We start from the raw sequence: 17,346 nt of genomic DNA, 5'->3' as shown, positions 1-17,346 counted from the left end.
CACATCACAGAGGAGTTTGTTTGTCTGTGGGATTTCAGCCGACATCACCGAAACCACCGACCGCGGTCGCTGCGGCACGGGAGCGATTCCTGTCCGACGACAACATGCCGGTCGGGGTACGCGAGAGCATCTCGACGTCGTGGCGCCGATCGCGTGACTTCAACGTGCACGCCGATCGTCTGGAACTACCGTTCGTGCGCGAACCCAACCTGGAGAGTCCGCTGGTCAGCGCGGCCCGTCCAGTCATCCGACAGCTCGCCGACGACCTGTCCGCCGAACCGGTCAGCATCATCCTGACCTCCGCGGATGGGGTCGTGCTGTCGCGGGCCACGGCACATCGGCCGCTCGAGCGCAGGCTCGACGAGGTGAGTCTGGCCCCCGGCTACAGCTACCGCGAGGAACACGCCGGCACCAACGGGATCGGGACCGCACTGGAGAATCGGCAGGCCACCCTGGTCCGCGGCTCCGAGCATTACGCCGGGGTCCTCGCCGACCTGTCCTGCGCAGGGGTGCCGATCGTGCACCCCGTGTCCGGGACGTGTGTGGGTGCGCTCGATCTCACCGGACTCGCCGACGACGGCGGCCCGTTGTTGCTGTCGCTCGCGAAGTCGGCGACGGCACAGATCGAACAGCGGATGCTGTCCCAGGCGAGCGAACGCGAGTCGCGGCTGCTGAACGCATACCTGACCACCTGTCGACGTGCACCGCAGATGATGGTGTTGGCCATCGCGGGCGAGGTCGTGCTGATGAATCGGCGGTTGCGGCTGGCCATCGATCCCCAAGATCAGATCTCGCTGCTCGAGCACGCCGTCGATCAGACGCTCGACACCACGGCATCGCGCCGGGTCGGCACGATGGCCAGCGGGCGGGTCGCGCGACTGTCACCGATCCCAGAGTTCTGGGATGAAACAGCGGGAATGGCCATCTTCCACGTGCACCTGATCGATACCGGCAAACACACAGAACCGCCCATGACCCGGCGCCGCGGCTCGGCGTTGCCCGGCGTCGTGGGGCGTAGTTCGTCGTGGCATCAGTCCTGTGATCGGGTGGTCCGCTACCTCCGCGCGGGTGACTGGCTCGCCGTGTCCGGCGAGACCGGCACCGGACGATCCACTGTGCTGCGCGCCGGAGCCGCCCTGACCCGGGGCAACGTTCGGGTGTTTGCGGCGGCCGATCTCCAGATACCGGAGTCCCTCGACGCCCTCGACAGCGAACTCGACCGGGACGACTTCAGCGTGATACTGCGCGAGATCGACACGCTTGACGGCGACACGTTGGCCACGATCGCCGACATGCTGCAGGGCCGCGAAGGGGCCGGCTGGGTGGGGGTGACAGTCGGCGATGTGACCGTCGATGCACTGCACGACGCGGATGCCGCGGCCATCCTGCTCCCGTTCTTCACCCACACGGTGCCCATCCCGCCACTGCGCCATCGCATCGAAGATCTGCACGACCTGATCCCGGCGCTGCTGCGGCAACTCACCCGCGGACGCGAGCTGACGGTGTCGTCGGCGGCCATGCGTCAGCTCACCAAGTACAGCTGGCCCGGAAACGTCGCCGAACTCCGGCAGATCCTGCGCCAGATCGTCACCCACCAACGATCCGGTGTCATCGACGTGAACCAGCTTCCGCCGACGTGCCGCGCCCTCAGTCGACACACGCTCACCCGGATCGAGGCCATGGAACGCGACGCGATCATCCGAAGCCTAGAGGAAAACGGTGGGCACAAACCGGCCGCCGCTGCCGCGCTGGGTATCTCACGCGCCACGATCTACCGCAAGATCAAGGAATTCGGCATCGACGTGTGACAGCTCGGATGGCGGTGGCACCACCCACCGCTGTGCGCACCCGGCGCTCTGCCTACTCGGGCGCACCCGGCAACGGCTTGCGCCAGGCACCGATCCGCACATCGATCCGGTCATGATGTCCGCCCGACCAGATCACCTCGAGGTCGTGGCTGCGCAGCACTGCGACGATCTGTTCGGCCAACATCGTCTCGGTCTGCTCGTAGGCGAGGTGTTCGGCGTCGGTGTCGCCGTCCGACATCGCATCCAGTACCGATTCCGATACGGATTCGTGCGGCCGGAAACCGCTGTAGGACAGGGACAGAACAGGGTCGTCGTCGGCGATGTGGCCTGCGTCGGCCTCGGCGAAGAAGACATAGGCCCACTCACGAAACTTGTACCAGTCGTCGCGCTCGGGCGCCGGGGTGCGTTCGGCGTCGATGAGCGCAGTCGCACAGCGCGCGCAGCAGGCGAAGTTCATCCGGGCCAGGACGCCTGCGGCATCGAGTTCGGCGAACGCGGCACTCAACCGGCCGAAGTCACCGGTGTCGTTCCACGCAGCCTCGTCCGCACGTCGGGCGACCCACATTCGTCGTACCTCGGCGGTCACCTCGTCGGCCGACGCACCGTTGTCCTCGGCCCAATCGCGCGCGTCGGACTCGACCTCGTCGAGGTCGGTGAACCCCGGCGCCAGTCGCGACCTGATCAGCTGTCGTAGATCGGTGAGACGTTCTCCCCGCATCACGCTCCCATCGTCGATCCCCACGAAGTTTGGACGCACCGGCAGGCGTCGGGGTTCCGGCTCGACGGGGTTTCGTTCGTTCGAAGGACCGCCGAGCACTCGTCGCCACCACGACTTCGGCTGTTCGACCGACACCGGTCGCGTACGCTCACCGACGTGTCCCCCAGCGATGCATCCTCCGGCCACGACCCGTCCGGGCCGCTGTCCTTCGTAGACGAACGCACCGCCTTGGCCGCTGCAGCGCACCGGCTGCACCGGACCGGGATGACACACGGTACCGGTGGCAACCTGTCGATCCGGTGTGGCGACACCGTGATCTTGACGCCGTCGGGCTGCCGATTGGCCGACGTCACCGCCGACCACATGGTCCTCGTCGATCTCGACGGTACGGTCGTCGAGGACACCGTCCACCGCCCGACGTCGGAACTGCGAATCCACCTCGACATCTACCGGCGCACAACGGCACGCGCGGTCGCCCATGCCCACCCGGTGGCGTCGATCGCGGTGGCCAACATCGTCGACGAGTTGCCGGTGGTCCACTACACGGCGGCGTTGACCGGCGGGTCGGTCCGGGTGGCCGCCTACGCGGTCTTCGGCAGCGAGGCACTCGGCGACGCGGTGGCCGCCGCGTTAATCGACCGGACTGCGGCGCTGATGCGCAACCACGGATCGGTCGCCTATGGCGATGACATCGACATGGCCTGCGAGCGTATCGAACTCGTCGATTGGCTGGCCGACATCTACCTGCGTTCGGCTGCGGTGGCGACGCCGACATCCCTTACCTCCGACGAGGTCGTCGAGGTGATCGCCACGGCGCTGCAACGACAGTACTCACCATTTCCCGGGAGGAAGACATGAGGATAGCGACGCTCGGCGCGCATGTTCTCGACGTGCTGGCACAATCGGTCGATGAGATCCCGGACGGTCAGGGTGCCGTGCTGGTGCAGAGTATCCGGATGTCGGCGGCCGGCCCGGCCGGCGGCACCGCGATCACCCTGGCCAAACTGGGCGTCGAGGTCCACACCGTAGGCGCGGTCGGCGACGACGACCCCGCCGGCATGCTGAGGATGATGCTCGGACGGTTCGGCGTGCACACCGACCACCTGGTGGCCGTCGCCCAGCCGACCTCGATGAGCGTGCTGCCCATTCGCAGCAACGGTGACCGGCCGGCGCTGCATGTTCCGGGCGCCAACCTCGCCTACCCCCTTCCCGATGCACCTCGCGACCTGCTGACCACGGTCGATCACGTCCACGTAGGTGCTCCCGAACTGCTCAACCCGCCGGAGCTGGCGCCGCTGCTCGCCGACATCCGCGCAACCGGTGTCACCGTGTCCGCCGACATCCTCACCGACGGCGATCCGGGTGTCCTCGCCTGGCTCGAACCGGTGCTGCCCCACCTCGACTACCTGTTGCCCAACGACGACCAGATACGTGGACTGACCGGCGAGAGCGATCTGGTGGCCGCCTGTCGCCGGCTGATCGATCGCGGCGTCGCAACCGTGGCACCGACCGCCGGCGCAGACGGCGCCTATGTGGTTACCGCCGAGACCACCGACCACGCAGCCGCACACGATGTCGACGTCGTGGACACGAGCGGCTGCGGCGACGCTTTCTCGGCCGGTTTCCTCGCCGCGCGCGTACACGGACTCTCCCTGCTCGAGTCGGCCGAGATCGGTTGCGCGGTGGCCGGAATCGTGGCAACAGGATTGGGTTCGGACCACGGCGAGATGTCGTGGGACACCGTGTCGCGCGAGCGCTGAGTCGGTGACCTGGGGGTCGGTCGGATGACCGACCCCCAGGTTTCTGGGTGCGCGATTCCCCGGTTGATCGGGATGGGCAACGTGGCGGCGACGAGCCAGGCTCATAACCATGAACACACCAACCGACACCATCGTTGCCATCAACCCGACGACCTGGAACGCCCCGTTCCGCTTCGACCACGCCCAGTTGCGACCTGCCCCCAGCCAAGTGCTGAGCATTGCCGGGCAGGCTTCTGTCGCCGACGATGGCACCGTCGTGCACGAGGGCGACGTGGCGGCCCAACTGTCGCTTGCGGTCCACCACATCGAAGAGATCCTCGCTTCGGCGCAGATGACCCTCGCCGACGTCTTCATGATGACCATCTACACCACCGACGTCGCAGCCACCCTGGCCGCGTATGAGGCGCTCACCGAACGACTCGACGTACACGGCGCCACCCCGCCGGCCGCCCTGGTCGGGGTCACCGCCCTCGCGCTACCCGGTCTCGCCGTCGAGATCGCGGTGCAGGCGGGGCGCTGAGTTTCGTCGTCCCAATCCCGTTGTGCGGCCCTCTCACCGCAACCACGGTCCCCCAACGTAACTCATCAACGCAACACCGATTCATCCAAGGAGAAACCATGTCCATCACCACCCCCGAAGAACACATCCCGCCCGCCGGTCCCCTCGACGTCACAGAACTCGACGCGGCCGTCGCCGGCCCGGTGCTCACCCCCGACGACGCCGACTACCCCACCGAACTGGCCGGTTTCAACGCGGCCGCCACACCCGCGCCGGCCGTCGTCGTGGGCGCGACGTCGCCGGCCGACGTCGCCGAGGCAGTGCGCTATGCCCGCGCCAACGGACTGCGTGTGGGCGTCCGGGCCACCGGACACGGGCCCGTCATCTCCGGCCGTGGCCACCTGACCATCACCACCTCCCGCATGACCGACATCCAGGTCGACGCCGCGGCCAAGACCGCCCGGGTCGCCGCCGGGGTCCGGTGGCGCGATCTCGCTCCCGCAACGGCACCGCACGGGCTGACCGGGCTGGTCGGGTCGTCGTCATCGGTGGGCATCGTCGGCTACACGCTCGGTGGTGGACTCAGCCCGCTGGGACGGCAATTCGGCTTCGCCGCCGACCGGGTACGACGTATCGAACTGGTGACCGCCGACGGTGTCATCCGGACGGTCGACGCGGGTGCGGGTTCCGACCTGTTCTGGGCACTGCTCGGGGGCCGCGACGGGTGCGGCATCGTCACCGCGATCGAACTCGACCTGATCGATCTGGCCACCATCTACGGAGGTGGTGTCTTCTTCGCCGGCGATGCGGCCGAGCAGGTGCTGCACGCGTGGCGCGACTGGGCGCCCACCCTGCCGGACACCGCCGGATCGTCGGTGGCCATCGTGCGGCTCCCACCGGATCCGAATCTGCCGCCACCGCTGCAGGGACAAACTGTCGTGCACGTGCGTTTCACCTACACCGGCGATCCCGCCGTGGGTGCGCAGCTGCTGGCGCCGATGATGTCCGCCGGACCAGTGTTGTTGAGCAACGTCGACGTCCTGCCGACGGCTGCCCTCGACGCGGTGCACATGGACCCGCCCGGTCCGCTCCCGAGCGTCGAGCGCGGATGCGGTATCCGTGATCTACCGGCCGAGGCCGTCGACGCGGTGTTGGCCGTCGCCGGACCGCAGGTCGCGAGTCCGCTGGCCATTGTCGAGATCCGACTGCTCGGCGGTGCGCTCGCCTCACCGCAGGGCGTGCCCAACGCGGTGACCGGGCGCGCGGCCCGCTATTGCGTGACGGCGATCGGGGTACCCGCGGGACCGCTGGGCGATCAGGCCGGCGCCCACGTCGCCGCCGTCAACGGCGCCCTCTCCCCATGGGCGAGCGACGGTCTGCTCAACTTCGCGGGCCAGACCCCGGCCGCCGAGCTGTCCACACTCTGGACAGCCGCCGACTGGTCGCGACTCGAGGAGATCCGACGCCGCCACGACCCCGCGGGGATGTTCACCCGGATCGGCTGATCACACACTGACGGCGAGGGTGCACCGCGCACCCTCGCCGCGGGCTGTCCGAATTCCCCCAAATTTCTGGGATAGACAGATGACCTGCGAAAACGGAGAATCTTTTCATGACGACGAGTCTGACTGCCGAGCGCGTTCGCAGTGATGTCGACGTACTCGCCCGCGCCGGTCTCGACGTCGGCGACTTTCTCGGTGAGGCGATCGGTTCGCTGATTCGCGCCGTACCGCACGCGGCGGCGTGTATGGCGACCGTGGATCCCAACACTCTGCTGCTGACCAGCACCCGCAAGTTCGGAAACCTGTTGGGGCGCAACGAGCACGACGACGAGTGGGGACTGCGGGAGTACGGGGCACCGGAGTGTTCGTCGTTTCGGCAGCTCGCCCGCGCCGGTGTCGATGCCGTCGGCATGCACGACCTGACGGCGGGCCGAACCCAGGATTCACCCCGCATGCACGAGTTCATGCGGCCGCACTATGACTTCACCGACGAAGCGCGGCTCATCCTGCGTGACGGCGACCAGGTGTGGGGTGGCATCGCCTTCTTCCGCGAGCTCGACGAGCAGCCGTTCATCCCGAGCGAGATCGAATTCCTGCGGACGTTGTCCCAGCCGCTCGCCCGGGGCGTCCGCACGGGTTTGCTCGCGAGCATCGTCGCGGAGCCGCAGACGACGCCCTCAGGACCCTGCGTACTCATCGTCGACAGTTCCAATCAGATGATCCAGATGAGCGCCGGCGCCGAGGAGCGGGTGGCCGATCTGCTGTCCGGGGCGAACAGTGGTGCCGCGACGTCGGTGATCACCGGCCTGGTGAGCGCCGCACGCCGGTACGGGCGGGGCGAATCCGATGTCCCACCGAGGCTGCGGGTACGCGGCGCATCGGGCATGTGGCTTCTCGTGCACGCCTCGCCCTTGTCGAGCACCGTCGATCGCGTAGGCGAGGTGGTGGTCACCATCGAGGAGGCACGGCCGCCGGAGATCGTGCCACTCGTGGTGGCCGCCTTCGGCCTCACGTCCCGCGAGCGCGACGTCACCCAGATGGTGCTGCAGGGGGTCGCAACCAAGGACATCGCCACAACGCTGCACGTATCCGCCTATACCGTCCAGGACCATCTCAAGTCGATCTTCGACAAGGCGGGCGTGCGCAGCCGCCGCGAACTGATCGCGCGCGTCTATTTCGACCAATACGCACCCCGGATGAACGATCCGCTGCTGCCATCGGGGTCTTACTCCGCCGGCCCATCGGAGCTGATGTGACCGACGGTGCCGTCAGTGGTTGATGCCGTCGAGTGCTTATCCAGCCGAACTTGCCGCACGTTCAGGCGAATTGTCTTCTCGCGGTGATTTCTACCCACAACGCGTAACTCCTGTGACTCCTGTTTACCAAAGTCCAATGAAACCAGCTTTTTTCACTGCGCACCCATCCAAACGTTCTGTCGCAGAATAATTCTCAACAGGACTTCCTTGACGTCGAACATTCTTTCGATTACCTTGGAATCATGAGAACTTCGGGGGATCTCACATCCATTACTGATTCACTGCGTGAGCTGTGCTTTGCCGACGACATGTCGGGTCGGGCAGCGTTTGATGCGATGACCGCTCTGGTCACGTTGCGTAATCTGATCGACCATCACGCCGCGACGGTGGTCGGCCATCTGGATCGCCTCGGTGTGGCCCGCGACCACGGCCGCAAACTCAGTGAACTGTTGATCGTGATGGGGCTGGCGCCGGCGGTCGCCTCCCGTCTGATCCGTATCGCCACTGCCCGTGCGCACCTACCCACTCTGGCCGCGCATGCCGCCGATGGGGCGATCTCGGCCGAACATGTGGACGCGGTGGGCAAAGGGGTCGATCATGTCGGGAAAAGATCGGCGGAACCGATCGACGATGTGGCGCGTCTAAACATCGTGACCGAACTTCTCGCGCACTTCTTTTCCGGCGCCACGCCTGCCGACATCGGTAAACGTGCGCGTCGTCTGGGCAACCAGGCCGCCGCCGACACCGGTGGGTTACCGGCATCCGAGGACCGCAACCTCAACACGCTCGTCCACGATGTCGACGGTGACGGACGCCTGCAGGTGCGCGCCGACCTCAACACCGAAGTCGGCGAAAAATTCTCGGCCGCAATGGAAGAGTTGGCGGCACCCCGCCCTGAACCCGACGGTTCACCGGATGCGCGTTCCACCGAGCGCCGGCATGCCGACGCCCTCGAAGCGTTGCTGGATATCGCTGCCCGCAGTGGTGATGCGGCCTCGGCACCACGTCACCAACTGCTGGTGTCGGTGCCCGCCGATACTCCTGATCTGGCCGAACTGCCGTTCCTGGGGTCGATCACCGAAGCCATGTTGCGCACGTTGACGTGTGACAGCACCGCGACGGTCGCGATCGTCGACGGTGAGGCGGTGCCGATGGAGATGAGTAAAGACAAACGCCTGTTCCCAGCCCATCTCCGTAAGGCGTTGCACAAACGCGACGAGTGTTGCATCAAATGCGGCGTGGCGGCCTCCCGCTGCCAAGGCCACCATATTGTCCATTGGGCTGATGGTGGAATCACGGTGTTGGACAACGGATGTCTGCTGTGCCCGTCGTGTCATGCCGACATCCACCACAACGGGTGGGAAGTGATCATGGGCCACGACCGACATCCCTGGCTCATCCCACCCGCCGCTGTCGACCCGACACGTCGGCCGATACCGGCCTACAACCGGCGCACCCTCAACCTCGACAACCTACCCGCCGCAGCCTGAGCGGCCACAGTCTTCCCACGCACCCGACCCCGGTCGGGACCGCAAACGTCCCTTGAAAACTCCATAGAGTCAACCAACGGCACCGCAACGGTGTCGCGTACCCGACGGCCACCACAGTTGCACGCCAACCAGGGTGGTGCGCGGTACGCGACACCGTGCGCCGGCGGCCACATTGCCCGAAAACCGTATGCGCGTGGCGATCACCGCACCATACGGACCGCAAGCTCCCCGTAGGCTGCACCGAGCTCCACCGGATCCTGGTGAGTGCGCGACGGGAACCACCGGCACACGTCGACACACAACGACGACAGGGCCAGCACTACATCGTCCGCCGCGGTAACGGTGAACTCACCGGAGTCGATCCCGCGATGCACGATCGCGGCCAGCACGTCGGAGGTTTCGCGGCGGATCGCGGTGATCGTCCGATAGTGCTCGCGAGTGAGGCCATGCAGTTCGTATTGCACGACCTTGGCCAGTTCGTGATGCTCGGCCTGCCAGCGGGTGAACTCCTCGATCACGATCCGCAGCCGTTCGGCCGCAGGCAGCGAGTCGTTGTCGGCCTTGCGCAGTGCCGACAAAACGCCCTGATGACCATCCATTGCGATGGCGTAGAGCAGCTCTTCCTTCGACTTGTAGTGCGGGTACATCGCCGCGGCGCTCATGTTCAGCCGTTTGGCGATCTGCCGCGTCGACGTCCCGCCGTAGCCCACCTCGGCGAACGATGCGATGGCGGCCTGACGAATCCGTTCGGCGGCCGCAGAGTCCCGCGTCGTCACCGGCATCTCGCACCTCACTCGATCAAGGGCCTTATTGACCTCATCGCACTGTACGATGCATCATAAGCGAGCGCTTAGGAGATGAGCGATCGCTTAGCCAACGAAGGAGCATCATGGCCGCACCACTCTCCCGTCGCGATCTCGAGTTCCTGCTCTACGAGTGGCTCGACGCCGAGGCCCTCACCGCTCGCACTCGTTTTCAGGAGCACTCCCGGGAGACGTTCGACGCGGTGCTCGAGCTCAGCGAAGACCTCGCCACCAAGCGCTTCGCCCCGGTGAACAAGCTCGGCGACCAGCACGAACCCTACGTAGGTGAGGACGGCAAGGTCGTGTTGCCGGCCGAGATCACCTCCGGCATCGCCGAGTTCGTCAAGGCCGGCCTCACCGCAGGCTCCTTCGACGAGGCACTGGGCGGGATGCAGTTGCCCACGGTGATCAGTCGTGCCTCGAGCGCCTGGTTCCAGGCCGCCAATGCGGCGATGTCGTCCTACGCATTCCTCACCGTCGGCAACGCGAACCTGCTCGCCGAATACGGCACCCCCGAGCAGATCGACACCTGGGTGCGACCGATGGTCGAGGGCCGCTTTTTCGGGACCATGTGTCTGTCGGAACCGCAGGCCGGATCGTCGCTGGCCGACATCACCACCAAGGCGCAGCCGCAGTCCGACGGCTCATACCGCATCACCGGTACCAAGATGTGGATCTCCGCCGGTGAGCACGAACTGTCGGAGAACATCGTGCACCTCGTGCTCGCCAAGGCACCCGGCGGCGGACCGGGCGTGAAGGGCATCTCACTGTTCATCGTGCCGAAGTATCTCGCCGACGGCACCCGCAATGACGTGGCGCTCGTCGGGCTCAATCACAAGATGGGCAATCGCGCCACCACCAACACTCTGCTGAACTTCGGCGACGGAACGCACACCCCGACCGACATTCCCGGCGCGGTCGGATACCTCGTCGGCGCGGAACACCGCGGGTTGTCGTACATGTTCAAGATGATGAACGAGGCCCGCATCGGGGTCGGATTCCTCGCCACCGCACTGGGATACGCCGGTTATCAGGCGTCACTCGAATACGCCAAGGTGCGCACCCAGGGCCGTCCGGTCGATCAGAAGGACCCGGCGAGCAAGCCGATACCGATCGTCGAGCACTCCGACGTCAAGCGGATGCTGCTGGCGCAGAAGTCCTATGTGGAGGGCGCGCTGGCACTGGAGCTGTACTGCAGCAAGCTCGTCGATCTGCAACAGACCGGCTCCGACAAGGAGCAGGCGCGCGCGGGCCTGCTGCTCGACGTACTCACCCCGATCGCCAAGAGTTGGCCATCGCAGTGGTGTCTGGAGGCCAACAGTCTGGCCATCCAGGTGCACGGTGGGTACGGCTACACCAAGGAATTCGATGTCGAGCAGTACTACCGCGACAACCGTCTGAACCCGATCCACGAGGGCACCCACGGCATTCACGGCCTGGATCTGTTGGGCCGCAAGGTCGTCATGGCCGATGGTGCCGGGTTGGCATTGCTGACCGACACCGTCGGCGCCACCATCGATCGCGCCATCGCCGATCCCGACACCGCAGCGTTCGGCGAACAGCTGCGCACTGCCACCGACCACCTCGTGGCGACCACCGCGACCGCCTGGTCGACGGGCGATCCGGCCGTCGCCCTGGCCAACGCCACCACCTATCTCGAGGCCGCCGGCCACATCGTGGTGGCCTGGATGTGGCTCGAACAGCTCCTGGCCGTCGGCGCTAAGACCGGGAACTTTTATGACGGCAAACGCGCAGCGGCTCGCTATTTCTTCGGCTACGAACTGCCCAAGACCCGCACACAGCTCGAGTTGGTCGCGGCACTGGACCGGACCACCCTGGACACCGACCCGGCCTGGCTGTAGCGGGGCCCGCCACGCCCCGCCACGCCACGCCACGCCACGAGATTGAGGAGAACTGCATGTCCATAACAGAACTGTTCGACCTGACCGACAAGGTCGTGATCGTGACCGGCGCGTCGTCGGGGCTCGGGGTGGCGTTCGCCAAGGCCTTCGCCGAGGCGGGCGCCGACATCGTCCTCGCCGCGCGGCGTGCCGAGAAGTTGGCCGACACTGCCGCCGAAGTGGAAGCACGGGGCCGCAAAGCCCTCAGCGTGCCCGCCGACATCGCCGATCCCGACCAATGCCAAGCCGTCGTCGACGCCGCGATGGAGGCGTTCGGCCACGTCGACATCTTGATCAACAACGCTGGTATCGGGACGGCGGTGCCGGCGACCCGCGAGACGCCCGATCAGTTCCGATCGGTCATCGACATCAACCTGAACGGGTCGTACTGGATGGCGCAGGCGTGTGCGCGCGTCATGCAACCGGGCAGCGCAATCATCAACATCTCCAGCATCCTCGGACTCACCACTGCCGGGCTCCCCCAGGCCGCGTACTCGGCCAGCAAGGCCGGTGTCATCGGGCTGACCCGAGATCTCGCCCAGCAGTGGGGTTCACGCAAGGGAATTCGGGTCAACGCCATCGCCCCCGGATTCTTCGCCAGCGAGATGACCGACAGCTACCAAGACGGCTACATCGATTCCCAGGCACCGCGCATCCTGCTCGGCCGCATCGGACAAGGCGAGGAACTGGCCGCCGCCGCCATCTGGCTGGCCTCACCTGCCGCCGGGTACGTGACAGGGCAGACCATCCCGGTCGACGGCGGCATCACCGTCACCTAAACCATGCGGCAGCAGACGAATCCAGTTCGATACGTCGCGGTCGGCGACAGTTTCACCGAAGGTGTGGGCGGAGCGCTGGTCGGCGAGCAGGTGCGGGGGTGGGCAGATCTGGTCGCCGACGGGCTCGCCCTGCACCATGGCCACATCGAGTACGCGAATCTGGCGATCCGTGGCCGGTTGTTGGCGCCGATCGCGACCGAGCAGGTCGACGCGGCACTGGCCCTCGATCCACTGCCGACGCTGATGACGTTCAACGGCGGCGGCAACGACATGTTGCGGCGCGGTATCGATCCCGACGGACTGATCGAACTGACCAGGATCGCGGTGCGCCGCTGCGTCGAAGCCGGGATCGACGTGCTGTTGCTCGCCGGCGCGGACCCGTCCGGCGGACTGCCGTTCGGTGACACCATCCGGACCCGCGGGGAGACGCTGACCATTGCGACGGCGGCGCTCGCCGAGGAGATGGGTGTGAGGTTCGTCGATCTCTTCCACGATGCCGAACTGCGCCGACCCGGGTACTGGTCCGACGATCGACTCCATCTCAACCCCGTCGGCCATCAGCGTGTGGCCGCACAGCTGTTGGCCGCGCTCGGCGTGCACACGGTGCCGATCCCGGATCCACCGCTCGCCGCTGCCGGTCGCGGTCGCGCCGTGGAGGATCTACGATTCGTCCGCACCCATCTCACCCCCTGGGTAATCCGGCGCCTGCGTGGTCGCTCATCCGGTGACGATCGAACGGCGAAGCATCCGACCTGGGTCACGGTCGACACGACGTCGGTCGGCTGAGACGCGTAAGGCACCGGAGTTCGTAGACTGTCGGTGACATGGCTGACACCCCTGCGCTGCTCCTGCGCGAACCCGCCCACCGAGTCGATCGGCGGTCGATCACCATGTGGCGGATGACGCCGCTGTTGGCGGGACTCCCCCTGCTCGCCGCCTGCGTCATCGTCGCGGCGCTCGTCGATCAGGTTCGGCTGATCGCCGTCATCGCCGCGATCGTCTGTGTGCTGGTCACTGCGTTCTACGTCACGGTCGTACCGATGTGGCGCTACCGGTTTCACCGTTGGGAGATCAGTGACGAGGCCGTGTACACCCAATCGGGATGGTTCACCCGGTCGCGCGTGATGATCCCGATCGCACGTATCCAGGTCGTCGACACGGCGGCCGGCCCGATCGAACAGTTGCTCAACCTCGCCACGCTCACCGTCACCACCGCGTCCTCGGCAGGCACCATCCGTATCGTCGGACTCGACTCAGCTATCGCACGCACCACCGCCGCCGACCTCACCGCGAGTACGCAGGCCGACACCGATGACGCGACCTGACCCCGGCGCCATCGTCGTCGACCGCCCCGACCAGTGGCACCGTCTGTCTCCCTGGATGATGGCGGTCCGCCCCGTAGAGCAACTGCCGCAGCTGATCCCGGTGGCACTGGCGATCGTCTTCGCCGGCCGCAACGCGCCTTTGCTCATGCTGGCGCTCGGCGTCGTCGCCGTGGTGGTGGTCGCCCTGGTCCCGTGGCTGACGACCCGCTATCAGGTGACCGACGAACACGTGCGGGTGCGCAGCGGGTGGCTGACCAAGAAGGTGGCCACCGCCCGCCGGGACCGCGTGCGCAGCGTGGACCTCACCGCATCGCTCCCGCTGCGCATCCTCGGCCTGCAGAAGGTCCGGATCGGTACCGGCGGTGACAAGCAGTCGTCGGTGGTGGAACTCAACGCGATCGGTGCACCCGAAGCCCACGGATTGCACGAATCCCTGATGGCGACCGCGGCGCGCGACAGCGCCCAGACCGCTACACCCTCCGATCGCGTGTCGGCTCCCCAGCAGCTCTCACGCTTTCGGCTGTCCTGGCTGCGCTATGCACCGTTCTCGATGGCAGGGCTCGCCGCGGCCGCCGCCGTCGGTGGGCTCGCCGCGCAGATCGCCGGTGAGGCCGGCCTCTATGAACGTGGGGCCGACATCGCCGAGAGCACCGCCGACCGGCTCCGCGCGATTCCGGTACCGCTGCTCGTCACGACGGCAGTCGTGGCCGTGCTCGTCGTTGGTGCGGTGCTGTCGGTCGCGGGCTACGTACTCGGGTACTGGAACTTCGATCTGAGCCGCAACGGCGACGACGCGACGTTGCGGATTCGGCGCGGACTCCTGACGACCAACGCGACCAGCCTCGATGAGGAACGGATTCGCGGCGTCCACCTTCACGAACCGATCTTGATGCGGCCGCTGCATGGAGCACGTCTGCATGCCATCGCCACCGGATCGTCCAAGAGCCCACTGTTGCTGCCACCCGCACCGGCCGACGAAGCGATCCGTGTCGGCCGGCTGGTGACCCACGACGGCGACGAACTCACGGTGCCGCTGATCCGACACGGTTCCGGGGCCCGGTCGCGACGCCTCACCCGCGGCTTTCTCGGCGGCGCTCTGATCGCCGTCCTGGTGATCGTCGCCGTCGCGAGCCCGCTGACCTGGCCGTGGCTGGCCGTCGCCATCGCCGCTGCGATCGGCGGCAGCGGCCTCGGCGTGGTGCGCTACCGCAATCTCGGATACCGGATCACTGATCGGTCGGTGGTCGTCGCCCCACCGCGGGTCGCGCGTCATCGCTACGCCGTGGCCCGCGACGGTGTCGTCGGCTGGGCCTCGCGCGAATCGTTGTTCCAGCGTCGCCGCGGCGTCGAGACGCTGGTGCTGGCGACCGCCGCCGGCACCGAGGCCTACGCGATGGTCGACCTCGCACCAGAGTCGTCCGCACACGTCATCGACACCGTCTCCCCCGACCTCGTCGCGCCCTTCCTCAGTCAGACCCGTTGACTGGGCGCCGTTTCCCGTCGAGTGGGCACCGTTTACCGTCGAGTGGCTCCCGATGGCCTCGTCCACACGGCACCACGTGCCCACTGAGACACTTGACCAACTTTTTGAGACTGTTTCGCCAACTCGTCCCACGGTCGCTCTAAGAGTGGTAGAAATCACATCAGTCAGTACTGACTGGTTTGTCGAGGGACGGGGACCATGGACATCGACCGAAACGACATCAATCGACGTTCCGCACTCAAGGGTGCGGCTGCCGCAGCGGTGCTGGCCGGCACCGCGGTCGCCTTACCAAATGTGGCGGTGCCGTCGGCCCGAGCGGTCCCGCGCGTCGGCCAGAGCAAGGGCCGCGAGGTGGCCATCTTCGGCGGCGGGATGTCAGGGCTGGCGGCCGCGCACGAACTGATCGAACGCGGATTCCGGGTGACCGTGTACGAGCCCGCCTTCCTCGGCGGCAAGGCGCGTAGCCACGATGTGCCGAACACCGCACGCGGCGGTCGTCACCATCTGCCGGGAGAACACGGCTTCCGCTTCTATCCAGGCTGCTACCAACATGTTCCGGACACGATGGAGCGCATTCCGCTCGCCGGTGGCGGCGACGTCAAGCACCGTCACCTGGTCAACGTCGAAGCCGCGGTCGTCGCATTCGACGACGCGGGGTACGCGCCGGTGTCGGCCCCCGCCTCGATCATGGGTTTCGTTGACCATGCCGCCGACATCGTCAACCTCGAGAACCTGCGCAACGCACTGACCACCGGTCTGAAGTTCGTGGTGGACATCCCGCCGCATGAGCTGGCCTACTTCGTGGCTCGCGAGCTCGTCATCGCTACCAGTTGCGAGGAACGACGCCTGGGCCAGTGGGAGAAGCAATCTTGGCTGCAGTTCGTCAAAGCAGACGGCAAGTCGCCCGCCTACCGCGCCTACCTGGCGGGCGCACTCACACGTGCCCTGGTCGCGGCGAAGTCACACACCGCGTCTGCTCGCACGATCGGCCAGATCGGCCTGGCGCTGGCCACCTCCGCCACCGGGCTGGTCGGGCAGTACGACGCGGAGCTGGTCAACGGTGGCGTCGACCGGATCCTCAACGGGCCGACCAATCACACCTGGATCGATCCGTGGGTCGCCTATCTCCGGTCGCGTGGGGTGCGCTTCGCCATGCGGACCGGCGTCAGCCGATTCCAGGTGGCGGGCAAACGCATCACCGGTGCCACCATGAGCGACGGCAGCACCGTGACCGCCGATTGGTTCGTCGCGGCGATGCCCATCGACCGACTCAAGCCGTTGCTCACCCCCGACCTCGTGGGTGCCGATCCAACACTGGCCGGAATCCATCGCCTACAAGACGATTGGATGGTCGGCATCCAGTACTTCCTGTCCCGCGAATCCGAGGTGCCGCCGAGTCACATCGCATCACTCGGAACCCCATGGGCGCTGACGGGACTGTTCCAGGCGAAGCCGTGGAATGTCGACTTCGCCAAGACCTACGGGGACGGCACGGTGCGCGACTGCCTGTCCATCGACATCTCCGAATGGGAGAAGCCCGGAATCCTCTACGGCAAGACCGCGAAACAGTGCACCCGCAAGGAGATCGCGCGCGAGGCGTGGGCGCAGATGAGCCGGGCGATGAACGCCGGCGGAAAGCCGATCCTGCGCGATGAGGAACTGGTCAGCTGGTCGCTGGACCCGGGTATCACCTGGTCCCCGACCATCCAGAACGCCACCCCGCTGATGGTCAACACCGCCGGCTCCTACGCGGATCGTCCCACGGCGCACACCCGGCTGCCGAACTTCTTCATCGCCGGCGACCACGTCCGGACCAACATCGATCTGGCGACGATGGAGGGAGCCAACGAATCCGGTCGACGAGTCACCAACGCGATCCTCGCGGCAGCCGACAGTCCCGCACGGCCCGCGCCGGTCTTCCCGTTGTGGGAGTTGCCGATGCTCGATCCGTTCAAGGACGAAGACCGCAAGCGTTATCGCGCGGGTCAACCGCATGTCCTCGACGTCTGACGCCGCAGCACA

The 17,346-nt window shown here is 66.6% G+C and carries 15 protein-coding genes; 13 read left to right on the top strand and 2 right to left on the bottom strand.

The window, feature by feature from the left end:
* Positions 1–104 precede the first annotated feature (104 nt).
* Positions 105–1,808 carry a sigma-54-dependent Fis family transcriptional regulator gene (locus VX037_RS01240; protein WP_328713041.1) on the top strand — a complete coding sequence of 568 codons (1,704 nt, stop codon included), beginning with the start codon at positions 105–107 and terminating at the stop codon, positions 1,806–1,808.
* A gap of 52 nt (positions 1,809–1,860) precedes the next feature.
* On the opposite strand, the gene VX037_RS01235 is transcribed toward VX037_RS01240, so the two are convergent.
* Positions 1,861–2,526 (bottom strand): DUF6891 domain-containing protein, encoded by a 666-nt coding sequence (locus VX037_RS01235; RefSeq protein WP_372512434.1) that lies wholly within the window; start codon positions 2,524–2,526, stop codon positions 1,861–1,863.
* Positions 2,527–2,682: 156 nt separating this feature from the next.
* Between VX037_RS01235 and VX037_RS01230 the strand changes: the two genes are divergently transcribed.
* From VX037_RS01230 to VX037_RS01205, 6 genes are all read left to right on the top strand, one after another.
* Positions 2,683–3,384, top strand: coding sequence for a class II aldolase/adducin family protein (locus VX037_RS01230; protein WP_328712962.1), 702 nt, complete (start codon positions 2,683–2,685; stop codon positions 3,382–3,384).
* Positions 3,381–4,286: a carbohydrate kinase family protein gene (locus tag VX037_RS01225; RefSeq protein WP_328712961.1), complete on the top strand. Its 906-nt coding sequence runs from the start codon at positions 3,381–3,383 to the stop codon at positions 4,284–4,286. Before VX037_RS01230 ends, VX037_RS01225 begins: the two co-directional genes overlap by 4 nt.
* A gap of 109 nt (positions 4,287–4,395) precedes the next feature.
* Positions 4,396–4,806, top strand: a complete 411-nt coding sequence (locus VX037_RS01220; RefSeq protein WP_235725073.1) for a RidA family protein — start codon at positions 4,396–4,398, stop codon at positions 4,804–4,806.
* A 98-nt stretch (positions 4,807–4,904) separates the two neighbouring features.
* Complete coding sequence (locus tag VX037_RS01215; protein WP_328712959.1) at positions 4,905–6,290, top strand: FAD-binding oxidoreductase; 1,386 nt, start codon at positions 4,905–4,907, stop codon at positions 6,288–6,290.
* 107 nt (positions 6,291–6,397) lie between these two features.
* Complete coding sequence (locus VX037_RS01210; RefSeq protein ID WP_328712957.1) at positions 6,398–7,543, top strand: helix-turn-helix transcriptional regulator; 1,146 nt, start codon at positions 6,398–6,400, stop codon at positions 7,541–7,543.
* Positions 7,544–7,785: 242 nt separating this feature from the next.
* Complete coding sequence (locus VX037_RS01205) at positions 7,786–9,033, top strand: HNH endonuclease (protein ID WP_328712956.1); 1,248 nt, start codon at positions 7,786–7,788, stop codon at positions 9,031–9,033.
* Between the two features lie 200 nt (positions 9,034–9,233).
* On the opposite strand, the gene VX037_RS01200 is transcribed toward VX037_RS01205, so the two are convergent.
* The gene (locus VX037_RS01200; protein ID WP_372475213.1) at positions 9,234–9,815 is read right to left on the bottom strand and encodes a TetR/AcrR family transcriptional regulator; all 582 of its coding nucleotides are present in this window, start codon (positions 9,813–9,815) and stop codon (positions 9,234–9,236) included.
* Positions 9,816–9,922: 107 nt separating this feature from the next.
* Here VX037_RS01200 and VX037_RS01195 point away from each other — a divergent pair, with 107 nt between their 5' ends.
* The 6 genes from VX037_RS01195 to VX037_RS01170 all read left to right on the top strand — a co-directional run bounded on the left by VX037_RS01195 (position 9,923) and on the right by VX037_RS01170 (position 17,334).
* A complete protein-coding gene (locus VX037_RS01195) occupies positions 9,923–11,698 on the top strand; it encodes an acyl-CoA dehydrogenase (RefSeq protein ID WP_328712954.1) in 1,776 nt (591 codons plus the stop codon).
* A 56-nt stretch (positions 11,699–11,754) separates the two neighbouring features.
* The gene (locus tag VX037_RS01190; protein ID WP_328712952.1) at positions 11,755–12,516 is read left to right on the top strand and encodes an SDR family NAD(P)-dependent oxidoreductase; all 762 of its coding nucleotides are present in this window, start codon (positions 11,755–11,757) and stop codon (positions 12,514–12,516) included.
* 3 nt (positions 12,517–12,519) lie between these two features.
* Entirely contained in the window at positions 12,520–13,302 is a 783-nt protein-coding gene (locus VX037_RS01185; RefSeq protein ID WP_328712950.1) for an SGNH/GDSL hydrolase family protein, read from the top strand.
* Positions 13,303–13,340: 38 nt separating this feature from the next.
* Positions 13,341–13,841 carry a PH domain-containing protein gene (locus tag VX037_RS01180; protein WP_328712948.1) on the top strand — a complete coding sequence of 167 codons (501 nt, stop codon included), beginning with the start codon at positions 13,341–13,343 and terminating at the stop codon, positions 13,839–13,841.
* Positions 13,828–15,324, top strand: coding sequence for a PH domain-containing protein (locus VX037_RS01175; protein WP_328712946.1), 1,497 nt, complete (start codon positions 13,828–13,830; stop codon positions 15,322–15,324). Before VX037_RS01180 ends, VX037_RS01175 begins: the two co-directional genes overlap by 14 nt.
* A 198-nt stretch (positions 15,325–15,522) precedes the next feature.
* Complete coding sequence (locus tag VX037_RS01170; protein WP_328712945.1) at positions 15,523–17,334, top strand: hydroxysqualene dehydroxylase; 1,812 nt, start codon at positions 15,523–15,525, stop codon at positions 17,332–17,334.
* The last annotated feature ends 12 nt before the right edge of the window (positions 17,335–17,346 follow it).

The sequence above is a fragment of the Gordonia sp. Z-3 genome (assembly GCF_036233855.1).
Lineage (GTDB): Bacteria > Actinomycetota > Actinomycetes > Mycobacteriales > Mycobacteriaceae > Gordonia > Gordonia tangerina.
The sequence above is the reverse complement of the archived record's forward strand: the minus strand, read 5'-3'. Positions and strand labels throughout refer to the sequence as shown.

Coding starts and splice junctions, on each gene's coding strand:
- VX037_RS01175 (WP_328712946.1), top strand. CDS start 13,828: ATGACGCGACCTGACCCCGGCGCCATCGTCGTCGACCGCCCCGACCAG.
- VX037_RS01195 (WP_328712954.1), top strand. CDS start 9,923: ATGGCCGCACCACTCTCCCGTCGCGATCTCGAGTTCCTGCTCTACGAG.
- VX037_RS01200 (WP_372475213.1), bottom strand. CDS start 9,815: ATGCCGGTGACGACGCGGGACTCTGCGGCCGCCGAACGGATTCGTCAG.
- VX037_RS01215 (WP_328712959.1), top strand. CDS start 4,905: ATGTCCATCACCACCCCCGAAGAACACATCCCGCCCGCCGGTCCCCTC.
- VX037_RS01190 (WP_328712952.1), top strand. CDS start 11,755: ATGTCCATAACAGAACTGTTCGACCTGACCGACAAGGTCGTGATCGTG.
- VX037_RS01205 (WP_328712956.1), top strand. CDS start 7,786: ATGAGAACTTCGGGGGATCTCACATCCATTACTGATTCACTGCGTGAG.
- VX037_RS01170 (WP_328712945.1), top strand. CDS start 15,523: ATGGACATCGACCGAAACGACATCAATCGACGTTCCGCACTCAAGGGT.
- VX037_RS01210 (WP_328712957.1), top strand. CDS start 6,398: ATGACGACGAGTCTGACTGCCGAGCGCGTTCGCAGTGATGTCGACGTA.
- VX037_RS01235 (WP_372512434.1), bottom strand. CDS start 2,526: ATGCGGGGAGAACGTCTCACCGATCTACGACAGCTGATCAGGTCGCGA.
- VX037_RS01220 (WP_235725073.1), top strand. CDS start 4,396: ATGAACACACCAACCGACACCATCGTTGCCATCAACCCGACGACCTGG.
- VX037_RS01180 (WP_328712948.1), top strand. CDS start 13,341: ATGGCTGACACCCCTGCGCTGCTCCTGCGCGAACCCGCCCACCGAGTC.
- VX037_RS01240 (WP_328713041.1), top strand. CDS start 105: ATGCCGGTCGGGGTACGCGAGAGCATCTCGACGTCGTGGCGCCGATCG.
- VX037_RS01185 (WP_328712950.1), top strand. CDS start 12,520: ATGCGGCAGCAGACGAATCCAGTTCGATACGTCGCGGTCGGCGACAGT.
- VX037_RS01225 (WP_328712961.1), top strand. CDS start 3,381: ATGAGGATAGCGACGCTCGGCGCGCATGTTCTCGACGTGCTGGCACAA.